The organism is Acinetobacter sp. SFA (assembly GCF_001647535.1).
Classification (GTDB): Bacteria; Pseudomonadota; Gammaproteobacteria; order Pseudomonadales; family Moraxellaceae; genus Acinetobacter; species Acinetobacter pecorum.
On record NZ_LSZI01000003.1, the window covers coordinates 119,438 to 133,750 of the forward strand.

Genomic DNA, 14,313 nt, shown 5'->3' on the forward strand with positions numbered 1-14,313 from the left:
GTCTGCTCCAGCTTTCTGTTTAGATCATGGAATCATCATAAAAATAGCAGGTCAAAACATATGAAAAAATATATTCTTGTGACACTAGTTCTGGCAGCTGTCAGTCCGGCACTTTGGGCTAAATCCGATCAGGCTGTTCTGGCAGAAGCCAAAAAGAATGTGGTCAGTATTGCTCAGGCACACAAAATGAAAGATGAAACCGGCGTGACCTTAACAGGCCAGATCGTCAAACAGCGTGCAGCGCAAAGTGATGAATTTGAATTAAAAGATAAAACCGGCAGCATCATGATTGATGTGGATGATGACCACTGGAAAAGATTAAAACTCAAAGCAGGCGACCGGGTGAAAGTCTGGGGCGAGGTCGATACGCACCGCAATAAACCCACCGATATTGAAGTGATTCAGATTGAACACCTGAAATAAACCATTCATTTGGCTGGAACAGGAAAGCAGCGGAAGTCTGCTCTCCTGTGAACCAGCCAAAAATGAAGCCATCAATTTCTATAATTTCTTAACTGTTTAATATTTAAACGCTTTGGAATAGTGTGCTTAAATGCAAGAAAAATGCTAGAATACGGCGCTTATCTTTCGTTTGCCTTTCATAGTTGTTCGTCATGACTACCAATACTCAAATTACTGAAGATCGTATCCTGATTCTGGATTTCGGTTCTCAATATAGTCAGCTCATCGCACGTCGTGTTCGTGAAGCTGGTGTATATTCTGAAATGTATGCCTATGATATGTCTGAAGAAGACATTCGTGCATTTAATCCAAACGGTATCATCTTGTCTGGTGGACCTGAGAGTGTTCACCTAGAAGGCAGCCCGCGTGCGCCACAAGTGGTATTCGAACTGGGTGTGCCGGTATTGGGTATTTGTTATGGCCTGCAAACCATGTGCGAACAGCTTGGCGGTAAAGTTGAGCCGGGTCATGTACACGAATTTGGCTATGCAGAAGTAGATATTGTCGTACGTGACAAGCTGATCGGTAATTTACAGGACCGTGAAAACCAGTTGCATGTCTGGATGAGCCATGGTGACAAGGTTGCCCGTATTCCAGAAGGCTTCCAGATCACTGCACAAACTCCAAGCTGTCCAATTGCGATGGTTTCTGACGAAACTCGCCGTTTCTATGGTATTCAGTTCCATCCTGAAGTGACACATACTTCTAAAGGCGCAGAATTACTGTCGAACTTCGTTCATCAAATTTGTGGTTGTCGCGGTCTGTGGACACCAGAACACATTATTGATCTACGTGTAGAACAGCTTCGCCAACAGATTGGTGATGAAAAAGTATTACTTGGTCTTTCTGGCGGTGTGGATTCATCTGTAGTGGCAGCACTGTTGCATAAAGCAATTGGTGATCAGTTGACTTGTGTGTTTGTAGACAATGGTCTGCTTCGTTTGAACGAAGGCGATCAAGTGATGCAAATGTTTGCAGATAACATGGGTATCCGCGTGATTCGTGCCGCTGCAGAAGAGCGTTTCCTGACTGCACTTGCAGGTGAGGTTGATCCTGAAGCAAAACGTAAGATTATTGGCCGTGAATTTATTGCAGTCTTCGCTGAAGAGGCACGTAAATTAGATGGCGTAAAATTCCTGGCTCAAGGTACGATTTATCCGGACGTGATTGAATCTGCCGCAAGCAAGCAGGGCAAGGCGCATGTGATTAAATCGCATCACAATGTGGGTGGGTTGCCGGCAGACCTGGCGTTTGAACTGGTTGAACCGTTACGTGACCTGTTTAAAGATGAAGTACGTAAATTGGGTACGACTTTAGGTTTGCCACACAGCATGATCTATCGTCATCCATTCCCGGGCCCAGGTCTTGGTGTGCGTATCCTGGGTGAAGTGAAAAAAGAATATGCAGACATTTTACGTCTTGCGGATGACATTTTCATGCAGGAATTGCGTGCCAGCGGTTGGTATGATAAAACGGCTCAAGCCTTTGCAGTATTCCAGCCAGTGAAATCGGTGGGTGTAGTCGGTGATGGCCGTCGTTATGCATGGGTGATTGCACTGCGTGCGGTAGAAACCGTGGACTTTATGACGGCTCGTTTCGCGCATCTTCCTTATGATTTAGTCGATAAAATCTCGACCCGTATCATGAACGAAATTGCTGAAGTTTCTCGTGTTGTGTATGACGTATCGTCTAAACCACCTGCAACGATTGAATGGGAGTAATTTAGGGGTTTCGGACAGCACTGCTGTCCGTCTAAATTACGCCAAGCGCTATGCTCGCGGCAGTTTAGGAATCTAAACTTTCCAAATTAAAGAAGAGTGCTTAGGCGCTCTTTTTTATACTTTTTTAAATAGATAAGAGACTTAAGCCGGCTTAACCTGCCAGTTTTGCAGCTCTCCATCTAAACTCTGATCTGGATCATAAGCCTCAACCCGATTCCGACCATTGGCTTTAGCCTGATATAAGGCGATATCAGCCTGTTTAATCAGGGTCAGTAAATCGGTTTCACAGCTTTCCAGAATGGCAGCACCAATAGAAATACTAAAACTGAAACGATGTTGACTGTCTAGGTCGATCACGATATTTTCAATTTTATGCCTTAAACGTTCAGCAATTTTTAAAGCATCATCGAGAGAAGTTTCAGGTAAAAAAGCAATAAATTCCTCGCCTCCATAGCGCGCCAGAATATCATGCTGCCGCATTTCACTATGGGTGCTTAGTGCTATCGTTTGTAAGACCTGATCTCCAATATCATGCCCATAACGGTCATTAATCTGCTTGAAATGATCAACATCAAATACCAGTAAGCTCATGGGTGCAGGTCGAGCAAGATTCTGCTGTACCAGTTGTTGAGCCAGTTATTCAAAACATCGACGGTTGTTCAGGCCAGTGAGTGAGTCAGTATGTGCCATATTTTCAAAGGCCTGACGATTATATTCATTCAGGGTATATTGCAGGAATACAATGCGTGATTTTAAGGTCGAGTTCCAGCTGATATAAAGACTGAAGGTTAATACCGGCAGATAAATCAAGGAAAATAAAAATATCTGATACGGGTCAGCATGGGTATTGAAATATACACCAAGATAAATAACCAGAGTAATCAGGCCTGAAGTAATCAAAGACGGCCAGAAACGGATCTGTACACACAAATTGGCCAACACAATAAAGACCAGGGATGCATATTGATAAATAAGGACAGAGGCACTTTCGGACTGATTCAGGTTAAAGAACCAGATGGCACTTGCACCAATAACTGAAGTGGGCAAGAGCAGATCAAAGACAGGCAGATTGCGGTAAGAATGATACATCCAGATCGTCACCATGACGATCAGAAGGGTATAGCTGATTTTGGTCAAAATGAGCAAAGTAAGGATATCGTTGAGTACCACAATATCGGCAAGGGTATAGGATGCATAGGCCAGCTGTGCAAATAAATTAACCTGTAATAGGTATTTTAAAGTAAGTTGTTTTTGATGAGCATAATAAGCTGGTTTTAAGGGTGCAGGAATACGAACAAGCGGCTCTTGAAGAGCCTCCTGAATCAAGCTACGAGATTCTTTTTCATAATCATGAGGCATGCAGCCTTCCCAACTTAAAATTTATAAAAATGAATAAGATGAAATTTATATATAGTTGTATAAAAAATATTCTATTCTTTTGTTAAATTTTTTAAAAGTGAAGAAACAAATTTATTTGATCAGGTGAAAATATCTGATTAATACTTCTCAGGATGAGCTTGGCTTGTTATAACAAACCAATCTGGGTTCAACTTTAATTTGTGGCTGATTGAACTGGCTGAGTGCTCGATTTAAATACATTCCAGGGATTGTCTGTTGCAGGCTTGGCCTGATCCAGTATGTCGGGATGATAGACTTCAATCCGGTTGCGTCCAGTTTTTTTGGCCTGATATAAAGCAATATCCGCTTGTTTGATCAGGTCTTCCAGAGTTTGGGTATGTGATTCCAGTTCTGCTATCCCGATCGAAATAGTAAATCGGATGGCATGATTAGGTTTGACATAAATGTACTGCTTTTGAATAGCACAACGAATTCGCTCTGCAATCACCAGGCTGTCTTGTAGCTGAGTATCCTCCAGAAGGGCGATAAATTCTTCCCCGCCAAAACGTGCCAGTACATCGCTATGTCGCATTTCTTTACGGGTCACTTCAGCAATGAGTTGCAATACCCGATCACCAACATCATGTCCATAGCTATCATTAATATTCTTAAAATGATCAACATCAAACATCAGCAGGCAGCTACTGGCATGTTTAGGCCACTGATGAATTGAGCGTTCAGCCATATCGACAAAATGGCGACGATTATATAGCTGGGTCAAATCATCGGTATGTGCGAGATTTTTTAAGGTTTGATAGTTCCATTCGTCAAGTAGGGAGCGCAGAAACGAACGTCGAACATTTAGAATATTATTCCAGTTAATATAGATACTAAAAAACCAGAGAGGACTAAAAACTACTGCAAAAATAAAAGCTTGAGATGTACTCATTAACTGATTGGCCCCCAGCATGATAAACAGGGCAATCAAGATGGAACAATAGACCGCGACTTTAAACTGGGTCTGTATACAGAGATTGGCGACAAGAATAAAAATCGCAGAGGCATAAATATAGGTGGCCACATGAGGACTACTTGAAAGTACCAGTAAGCCAATCCAGGCCGCTGCGGCCACAGTCGTACCTATAGGCACGATTCTATCCAGAACCTGAATGTTTTTATATTTTTTAAACAGGTAATAACAGCAAAACAGTGCGCCCAGAACCAGAACCACACGTATCAGCCCGGACATAAAAAACATGTCTGGAATAATCAGAATATCGGCAAAAAAATACAGAAGAAATGCTATTTGCGCCAGATAGTTAATTTGACGCAAATTTTGATGACTATGGGTATAGACATAATCATAGAAATATTGCTGAAACGGAGCAGGAATACGGGCATGCGGATCTGTCAGCGCCTGTTCAATCAGCTGACGGTTTTTCAGATCACATTCAGATAGTTTTAGTGATTTATCAGTCGTCGAATTTTGAAAAGATACATTCGTCGTTGAATATATATTCTCATTCTTAGCAGACATGTCCTGGTCCAGTATTATTTTTATAGGTGCCTATTATGCCGTGATTGAATAAAAAATAACCTCCCAAAAATTGGGTATCCGGAAGGTTTTTACATTTAAAACGTAACAAAATTTGTGTTTTTTAATAATGGAAGTATTTGAAATACATGAAAAATCATCTTATTTTCCAGAATTTAAAAAACTATTCATTCGTTTCACGTGAAACATGGTTGCGCAATACTTCTTTGTATAACCCCATATCATCTCCTTAAGCCAGGTAGCTGCATCAAAAATTTTTAAGCTAACTCAAGTATTTGTATTTACAATACAAATCGTATCAGCTGTTCAGATTTTAAATAGGGTAGCCATTAGAATACTTAATACGTATCTAAATATTTCTAGAGATAGATTTTGAATCTAGACCCTGTACATTGTCCTGAGCAAGGGGCATTTTGGATCAGTCTAATGTGAATGTCTCACCCACTCCGGAACTAGAATGAAAATGCCGAGGTAAACTCAGCCATGTCGACCAATAGTGATATTGAACTGTCCAATTCTGATGATTGTGAAAAGTATGTAAACCGGTTTATTCAGGAATTTCCTTTACGCCGCGCAGAAATCGGGCAGGGTACCGTGATTAAACGTGCCTTGCCAAGCAGACACAAGCGCATGATAGGTGCCTGGTGTTTTCTCGACCACGCCGGTCCGGCCAGTTTCCCGCAAGGAGATGGTCTGGATATCGGACCACATCCGCATATCGGGCTGCAGACTTTTACCTGGATGATCGAGGGCAGCATGATGCACAATGACAGTCTGGGAAATCAGCAATTGATTCGTCCCAAGCAGGTCAATCTGATGACCTCGGGCTATGGTATTTCACATACTGAAGTCTCTCCGGAAAGTGAGACCCATATGCATGCAGCACAGTTGTGGATTGCCTTGCCGGATGACAAGATCAATATGGCACCCGGGTTTGACCATTATCCTGAATTACCGGTGGTCAATGAGCAGGGTATCGAATTTACCGTGCTGGTTGGAGAATATTTAAATACCAGATCGCCGGTTAAAGTGCATAGTGAATTGCTGGGCGTGGATCTGTATGCAGATGAAAGTGGCAGTATGCGCTTGCCACTGAATCCGAAATTTGAATATGGCTTTATGGTCCTTGAAGGTACGGCCAGTATAAATGGACATGAACTGACAGAGGATAATATGCTGATCCTGGAGCCGGGGTTGCAACAGGTCAATGCTGAAATTCATGCCGGAAGCCGGGTGTTATTGATTGGAGGAGAGCCATTTGAAAGCCCGATTTTATTATGGTGGAATCTGGTCGGGCGTACGGTAGAGGACCTTAAAATTGCACGGGAACAATGGATAGAAGGGCATGAACGTTTTGGTTCTATTCCAGCCTATGATGGGCCACGTTTAGAAGCTCCTGCATTTCCAGAGCGGATGCGTGCTTCACGATAAATGCTAAAATGATGGGAATATAAAGCGCTGGCTGAATTGAACTCAAAGAGTGAATCTGCAACATGGGATACATATCATTACAGTCATCAAAAAATGAGCTGGAGTCGGCTGCTTTTTGCTATGCTCAATGAGCAAGAACAATAAAATCATGAGTCTAATATGCGTGTTTTACATCATCTCGAACAATCACGGTCATTTCGTATCCTGTGGGCCATGGAAGAGTTAGGACTGGATTACGAGGTTAAATACTATAAGCGTCAGCCCAATCTTTCTGCGCCACCGGCCTTAAAACAGATCCATCCATTGGGCAAAGCTCCGATTCTGGTCGATCAGGGTCAGGTACTGGCGGAATCTGCAGCGATCCTGGAATATTTACAGGAAACCTATGACGAACAGCAGCAGTTTCGTCCCGAAGATCCTGCCGACAAGGCCCAGTACCGTTACTGGATGCATTATGCGGAAGGTTCGTTAATGCCGCTGCTGGTGATGCAACTGGTGATGACCACTGTACCAAAACATACCCCGTTGCTGATTCGGCCTGTAGCCAAGAAAATCTGTGATGGAGTGAAGAAACAGTTTGTACAGAGCCGCTTAAAAGATCATATCCAGTTTCTGGAAAGCTATTTGAGCGAGCATGATTATTTTGCCGGACATTTCAGTTTTTCCGATATTCAGATGAGTTTTCCTTTGGAAGCGATGCAGAGCCGGACAGGCCAAAGTTATCCGGTCATTCAAGCCTATCTGAAACGGGTCTCACAACGTGCAGCCTATGCGCGTGCACTGAGCAGGGAAAAACAGATCAGCTCTTAAATGCTTAAAAGAAAAGGTGCCGATGGCACCTTTTTTGATTTTGTGAGATTAGTCCGGGAAGCTGAGACGTTCTTTGGGGAAAACTACCTTAAACGTGGAACCTTGGTTTTCTTTGGACTGGATTTCCAGATGTGCCTGATGTTGCATCAGCACATGTTTGACGATGGCAAGTCCCAAACCGGTACCGCCAGTACGGCGGCTGCGGTCTGAATCGATGCGGTAAAAACGCTCGGTCAGACGTGGCAGATGCTTGGGATCAATGCCGATACCGTTATCTTGCACCACAAAATAGGCCGATTCACCATCATCATGCCAGCCGATAGTGATGGTGCCACCTTTAGGCGTATATTTGATGGCATTGGTGATCAGATTACTAAAAGCGCTGGCCAGTTCCATGTCTGAACCGATCAGATCGCAATGGCTGTCAATGTCCAGATTCAGGGTATGACCATAATCCATATTATAGGCCTGGGCATCATCGAACAGCTGGTTCATCAGACTCGGCATTTCAATGATCTGATTTTTGGCAATATTCTTGTCATTTTCCAGACGCGATAGTAACAGCAGGTCATTGACCAGTGCATTCATGCGTCGGGTCTGCGACTGCATCTGATCAAAGGCGCGTTTCCAGCGTGGATTGATGTCTTCCTGATCGGTAAAGGTTTCAATATATCCACTAAGCACGGTCAAAGGAGTCCGCAGTTCATGGGAAATATTATCGACAAAATCTTTACGCATCTGTTCCAGATTATGCATCCGGGTGACATCATAAGCGACCAGTACCCGGCTTTCTCCGCCAAAACGGGTCATTTTGACCTGTACATAATGGTCTTCAAACAGTGAAGAACGCATTTTCAGGCCGTCTGGAGATTCATCAATATGATGATAATATTCAATGAAATTCGGTTGGCGCAGCAAGGTCAGGATATTACGGCCACGGTCATCACTCGAGATTCCGAGCAGACGTTCCGCAGCAGGATTCCACCATTCAATCTGCTGGTTTTCATCAATTAAAACGACAGCTTCTTGCAAGGCTACCAGAGAAGACTGTGCACGATCGATCAGTTCAACCATTTCTGCCTGAACAATCCGTTCCTGACGCTGGGCGCGGTAAACATTGAAAAGCAGTGCACCCCAAATTCCGCCAATATTGGGCGGAACATCATAGGGGCGGTTGGAAATCCATTCATTGACCAGGTATAAAGAACGCATCTGGGTCGCAAAGAACGCCACGAAGGCGATTACGATACAAATCCAGAAATACCCAATTCCAAAACCGATAAAGCTGGCGATAATCAGAAAAAAAGCCAGCAGGCGTAAATCCTGTTTGGCAAAATCCCATAAACTGCTGTAACGGATTCTTTTGTGCTCGCGTGCCAGTTCGGGGACAGGGTAGGGTTCATACATAAAACAAGATTTACCTTAAATGATATTTAACCTAAAGCGACATCGGAACGGGTCGAGAAACGATAACCTGTACCACGTACAGTCTGTACATAACGGTCCACGCCATAGGGTTCCAGCACCTTGCGCAGGCGACGGATATGCACATCAATGGTCCGGTCTTCAATATAGACGTTACCGCCCCACACCTGATCCAGCAATTGCGCACGGGTATAGGCACGTTCCGGATGGGTCATGAAGAATGCCAGCAAACGGTATTCGGTTGGTCCCATTTCCAGAATATTATTGCCAAAATTCACCCGCTGGCTGACCGGATCCAGAATCAGTCCGTTAGCATCAATGGTTTTTTCACCACTCAGGGCATTGGCACGGCGCAATACCGCTTTAATCCGGGAAACCAGTTCCCGGGTCGAGAACGGTTTGGTCATGTAGTCATCGGCACCGGCATCCAGACCTTGTACCTTGTGGTCTTCTTCACCGCGTGCTGTCAGCATGATCACCGGGATTTCAGACAGGCTTTCATCACGTTTCAGACGACGACATAAGTCCACACCGCTGACACCACCTGGCATCATCCAGTCCAGCAAAATCAGTGCCGGACGCTGATCCACAATCATCTGATGCGCCTGCTTGGCATCTTCTGCCTGCAAGCACTGAAAACCGGCCATATCCAGAGAGGTATGGATCATTTCCCGAATCGGGAGCTCGTCATCGACGATTAATATGTAGTCATCTTTCACAACGCAATACCCTATTTCATGTAAACGGTGAGCCGTTTTATATTTATGACAGGCTTATTACAAAGACTAATTATGACAGTATCATTGCAGAAAGGGAAAAACTGCTGAAATTCACAAAGATTTGTGACAAATGTCGCGCAGAAAATTGTTAAAAAATCATAAATTAATTTTACCTGTTTTCGTAGTAAAGCATAAATTCACAACTTCACTGGAAAACCCATAAAACCTATTGAATAAAGATGATTTAACAGCTATTTTTTCTCGGAAAATGACTCTAATAGTGCTAAAAAAACCACACTGCAGGATGATAAAACCTCCTCAAGCGAATGCTTAAAACCGCTCATCACCCAACGAATGGCAATTTGGGTGACATAACCATTTAAACCGGTCGACACCAGGGAAATTTCCTGCTCGCTACGATTTAACTGCGGCATCATTAACATGACAAAAGCATGAATCATACGGTCGAAACGCGACATGGTTTCATGAATGGTAGCCTGATTATGCAGTTCCTGTACCAGCATGGCATCAATATAAATGATCCTGGCCATACGTGGATTGTCACGCAAGGTGGTGAGTAGGGCCGTCAAACCGGCTTCGATCATTTTTTTCGGATCACTCGATGCCTGCATCATGGCCTGCATCACATTCTGTTGCAGTTCATCAATCAGTTTCAAAAAAATGGTCTGAAACAGATCTTCGCTTTTCTTGAAAGATTCATAAAAATAACGTTCAGTCAGTTTGGCTTCATTGCAGATATCTTTGACCGTGACTGAAAAAAAGCCATAACTGCCATAGGCTTCAATGCCAGCTTCGATCAACTTTTCACGACGCGCCTGCTGCCGTTCCGCCATCGACAAGCCTTTAAACTGACGTTGTCTGGTTTTGGCGGCTCGTGGTTTCACTGCTGAGTCGATTGAATCGGTCATAAGGCCTGAGTGCTCATCTGTATAAAGATTTTGAATATCTTAGCAATAAATCACGCTTAGACCTACATGAGAAATTCTATCCCGAAAGTTGGCCTCTAAGGACATGGGATAATTATTGACAATCCGTATTGTCAAAACTATATTGAGGATCTGTGCTAGCTCCTGAAACAACAGAACAAGATCCTGCTGTCATGGAATGGCAGTAGTTTACATAAGGAAATTGAATGAAAAATTTTAACAATAAAGTTGCCGCAATTACCGGGGCCGGTTCAGGTATTGGTCAGCAACTGGCGGTATTACTGGCCCAGCAGGGTTGTCATCTGGCACTGAGTGATATCAATGAACAGGGTCTGGCACAAACCGTGGAATTACTCCAAGGGACTGATGTTCGTGTGACTATCCAGAAAGTGAACGTGGCTGATCTGGAACAGGTGCGTAACTGGGCAGCACAGGTTGAACAGGATCATGGCAGTATCAATATGATCTTTAACAATGCAGGCGTTGCACTAGGTTCAACTGTGGAAGGGGCATCTTATGAAGAACTGGAATGGATTGTCGGAATCAATTTCTGGGGTGTGGTGTATGGCACCAAAGAATTTCTGCCACTGATCAAGAAAACTGGCGATGGCCATATTATCAATATTTCCAGCCTGTTTGGTTTAACGGCTCAACCGACCCAGTCTGCTTATAATGCGACCAAGTTTGCAGTGCGTGGTTTTACTGAATCCCTGCGTCAGGAACTGGACATGGAAAATTGCGGAGTCAGTGCGCTCTGTGTGCATCCGGGCGGGATCCGTACCAACATTGCCAATGCAGCAAAAATGAATAACAGCCTGCTGACTTTAGGTATGAATCCGGAAAAATCGGCCCGTAATTTTAATAAATTATTGCGTTGCCCACCTGCAGAAGCTGCACGTCAAATTCTGGAGGCGGTACAAAAAGACAAGCGCCGTCTACTCATCGGCAATGATGCCAAAGCCATTGATTTAATTCAGCGAATCTTGCCGACCGGTTATCAGCATGTCACTGCATTGGCGACCCAATTTGGTAAAAGAAAGAAAAAGTCTGCTTAAGAAATTATAAAACAGACCCGCGAAAGCGGGTTTTCTTTTATGGCAATAATCATAGTCTGACTCTTTAGCAGGTCAGTATCTGAGGTAATGTAAGGCTTTTGAATTATAAAATTTTTATCTAGATCAAGGTCTCAATGGTCTTTTTCTTCCAGACAAACTGATAATACAGTCCCTGCAAAATACACATGCTGACAAAGGCCAATGCATAGGCATACCAGATACCTTCCAGGCCCCACCACCGGCTAAACAGATAAGCGGCGGGAACTTCAATACATAGAATGGCGAAAATATTAATCAGCATTGGCATAGTTACCGTACCACTCGAACGCATGATCGAAGCAAAAATGGCACTGGCACCAAAAAACAGAATTGCCCACAGAACAATGAACAGCAGTTTTTGACCGAGCACCACCACCTGGGGATCGGTAATAAACAGCGCCATCAGATATTTGGAAAACAGGTAAGCCAGAATCACCAGACCACCGGTGAACAGGATATTCATAATGAGCGCAGTGCGGGTAACTTTATTCAGCAGATCCGATTTGCCTGCACCAATGGCTTGAGCAGCAAATACAGATGCAGCAATCGCAATCGATAAGGCGGGGAACTGAATATAATTTAAGACCTGATTGACTGCGCCATAAGCGGCTGTTGCTTCTGCACCATAACGGTTAACCAGTCCGACAATTACCAGTCCGGCAACTGAAGTCGTGACCATTTGTACACCAGTTGGAACTCCCAGTTTAAGGATGGTTTTGCTCAACTGTGGCTGATGACGAATATTTTTTAATAAAGCCCAGTCGAGCTTGAGCGGATGCTGCTTACGCTTCAGATACAAAATCAAAAATACCAGAACTGCGAGATTTCCCAGAATGGTAGCAAGTGCCGGTGAAATAATGCCCATTTTAGGAAAGCCGAAATAACCGCCAATCAGGACCGGTGTCACCACCAGACCCACCCCAATGGTGATGACGGAAGCAAATAGGGGTGTGGTACTGTCTCCGACACCACGCAGAATAGAGGTATAAACAATATAGATAAAAATTAAGGGGCTACCTACTAGCATCCACTGCACATAAGGCAGGGACAAATGCATTACATCCGGATCTGTGCCGAGTGCCAAGAGAATATTTTCAGCAAAAATCACCCCAAAAAGTGCAATCAAACTGCCGCCAATCAAGGTCATAAATAAAGTTGAACCCACCACACAGCGGACTTTTTCTATATTTTTTCCGCCCCAGGCCTGGCCAATCAATACGGTAGAGCCGGCGGATAAGCCAATCACAAAAGCCATCAGACAAAACAGGATTGGAAAAAATACTGCAACAGCAGCAATGGCGTTAACGCCTAGCATTTGCCCCACAAATATTGTATTGACCGTGCCAGAAAGGCTTTGCAGGATATTGGTCACAATCAATGGCACCAGAAAAACCAGAAAGGCTTTCCATAAATTCTCTTGGTGAATCAATGCTTGCTGTGCCATGCGACATCCTGTTATTGGATTATTATCTACTTATTTATTGCTGTAACTATTATTGGCTAGAGTATAGAAAAAAGCCTTAGCTTTTAGGTAAATAAGGTACTTATTTTATAAGGTTTTTAGTTAAAAGATGAGTTAAACCTTTGAAAGGATTTGACCTGCCTGGATCAGAGTTTGTTCTTTTTTTGCAAAGCAGAACCTGAGCAGACGTAAATCGGCAGGAGGGTGCTGGTAGAATGCGGAGACTGGAATCGCGACAATCCCATGTTGTTCTGCCAGAAAATGGCACATGGACAAATCATCGAGCTCAGGCCGAATCTCTGAATAATCTAAGTTCTGGAAATAAGTTCCTTGAGAGGGTGTCCACTTAAAGCGTGACATTTCAATGGATGAGTTAAATAAATCCCGTTTGTTTTGATAGAAAGAGGACAGTCCAGGTATATGCTCAGGATGCAGTTGCATATATTCCGCTAAGGCAACCTGAACGGGCGTCACACCGCAGAAACTGGCAAATTGATAAATCTGTCTGAACATTTTCATGAGTGCCGGTGCAGCAATACAAAATCCGGTTTTCCAGCCCGTGACATGGAAGGTTTTACCAAAAGAACCAATCACGAAGCTACGCTCGCGAAGTTCTGGAAATGACCACGCCGAATGGTGCTGAACGCCGTCAAAAACCAGATGTTCATAGACTTCATCGGACAGCACCACAATATTGCGCTCGCGAATCAGCTCGATCAGTTGCTGCCAGTCTGCCTTGGACCAGACACTCCCACTCGGATTATGCGGAGTATTCACCACAATCATGCGGGTTCGGTGATTAATGGCATCTTTGACCTGATTCCAGTCCACAGAAAAATCAGGATGCTGCAAAGCAATATGCACTGGTTTTGCCCCAACCAGTTGTACCGCAGGTCCATAACTGTCGTAGCTTGGATCGAAAATAATCACTTCTTCCCCGGCGCGTACCGTGGCTTGAATGGCACAAAAAATCGCAATTGTCGCCCCAGGCGTAATCGTGATTTCCTCGACAGGATCAATAATCAGTTGATCACGCTGCTGATAGAGATCTGCCACCAGACTTCGCAAGACTGGCAGACCATCTCCCGGTGCGTACTGGTTAAATCCATTCTGGCTGGCCCGCTTTAAAGCTTCAATCAAGGCAGGAGGCGCTGCAAAGTCCGGAAATCCTTGAGAAAGATTCAAGGCTCCGAGTTTTTGTGCCAAGGCCGACATGGTACTAAAAATGGTCACGCCCAAATCAGGTAATTTAGAAGGGAGTTCCAGCATGTCCTTGGCCTTGAAGAATGAGATCTGAATAAGTGTAGCAGCAAGTTCCGTATAGGATAATCAGAAAAATAGGGAATGTT

At 44.0% G+C, this 14,313-nt stretch carries 11 protein-coding genes and 1 pseudogene; 5 read left to right on the forward strand and 7 right to left on the reverse strand.

All coding sequences use genetic code 11. The features are described 5' to 3' along the window. Positions 1–60: 60 nt before the first annotated feature. Positions 61–423, forward strand: coding sequence for a NirD/YgiW/YdeI family stress tolerance protein (locus tag AY607_RS02835; RefSeq protein WP_064096933.1), 363 nt, complete (start codon positions 61–63; stop codon positions 421–423). 191 nt (positions 424–614) lie between these two features. Then, complete coding sequence (gene guaA / locus AY607_RS02840) at positions 615–2,183, forward strand: glutamine-hydrolyzing GMP synthase (RefSeq protein ID WP_064101707.1); 1,569 nt, start codon at positions 615–617, stop codon at positions 2,181–2,183. Between the two features lie 141 nt (positions 2,184–2,324). Here the strand turns inward: guaA and AY607_RS15355 are convergent. Continuing rightward, a pseudogene (locus tag AY607_RS15355) lies at positions 2,325–3,542 on the reverse strand (GGDEF domain-containing protein). Between the two features lie 193 nt (positions 3,543–3,735). Continuing rightward, positions 3,736–5,058, reverse strand: a complete 1,323-nt coding sequence (locus AY607_RS02850; protein WP_064101708.1) for a GGDEF domain-containing protein — start codon at positions 5,056–5,058, stop codon at positions 3,736–3,738. A gap of 501 nt (positions 5,059–5,559) precedes the next feature. On the opposite strand from AY607_RS02850, the gene AY607_RS02855 reads away from it, so the two are divergent. Together AY607_RS02855 and AY607_RS02860 are read left to right on the forward strand one after the other, a co-directional pair. Further along, positions 5,560–6,507 (forward strand): pirin family protein, encoded by a 948-nt coding sequence (locus AY607_RS02855; RefSeq protein ID WP_064101709.1) that lies wholly within the window; start codon positions 5,560–5,562, stop codon positions 6,505–6,507. Positions 6,508–6,666: 159 nt separating this feature from the next. Continuing rightward, on the forward strand, positions 6,667–7,317 hold the full coding sequence (locus tag AY607_RS02860; protein WP_064101710.1) for a glutathione S-transferase family protein: 651 nt from the start codon (positions 6,667–6,669) through the stop codon (positions 7,315–7,317). A 48-nt stretch (positions 7,318–7,365) separates the two neighbouring features. Here AY607_RS02860 and phoR read toward each other — a convergent pair whose 3' ends face one another. The 3 genes from phoR to AY607_RS02875 form a co-directional block, all read right to left on the reverse strand. Beyond that, on the reverse strand, positions 7,366–8,724 hold the full coding sequence (gene phoR / locus AY607_RS02865; protein ID WP_064101711.1) for a phosphate regulon sensor histidine kinase PhoR: 1,359 nt from the start codon (positions 8,722–8,724) through the stop codon (positions 7,366–7,368). Positions 8,725–8,750: 26 nt separating this feature from the next. Then, positions 8,751–9,461 carry a phosphate regulon transcriptional regulator PhoB gene (gene phoB, locus AY607_RS02870; RefSeq protein ID WP_064096938.1) on the reverse strand — a complete coding sequence of 237 codons (711 nt, stop codon included), beginning with the start codon at positions 9,459–9,461 and terminating at the stop codon, positions 8,751–8,753. A 251-nt stretch (positions 9,462–9,712) separates the two neighbouring features. Continuing rightward, positions 9,713–10,390, reverse strand: a complete 678-nt coding sequence (locus tag AY607_RS02875; RefSeq protein WP_064096939.1) for a TetR/AcrR family transcriptional regulator — start codon at positions 10,388–10,390, stop codon at positions 9,713–9,715. A 224-nt stretch (positions 10,391–10,614) separates the two neighbouring features. Here AY607_RS02875 and AY607_RS02880 point away from each other — a divergent pair, with 224 nt between their 5' ends. Beyond that, the gene (locus AY607_RS02880) at positions 10,615–11,463 is read left to right on the forward strand and encodes an SDR family NAD(P)-dependent oxidoreductase (protein WP_064101712.1); all 849 of its coding nucleotides are present in this window, start codon (positions 10,615–10,617) and stop codon (positions 11,461–11,463) included. Between the two features lie 118 nt (positions 11,464–11,581). On the opposite strand, the gene AY607_RS02885 is transcribed toward AY607_RS02880, so the two are convergent. Continuing rightward, positions 11,582–12,946, reverse strand: coding sequence for an MATE family efflux transporter (locus tag AY607_RS02885; protein WP_064101713.1), 1,365 nt, complete (start codon positions 12,944–12,946; stop codon positions 11,582–11,584). Between the two features lie 132 nt (positions 12,947–13,078). Continuing rightward, the gene (locus AY607_RS02890; RefSeq protein ID WP_064101714.1) at positions 13,079–14,233 is read right to left on the reverse strand and encodes a methionine aminotransferase; all 1,155 of its coding nucleotides are present in this window, start codon (positions 14,231–14,233) and stop codon (positions 13,079–13,081) included. Positions 14,234–14,313: the final 80 nt, after the last annotated feature.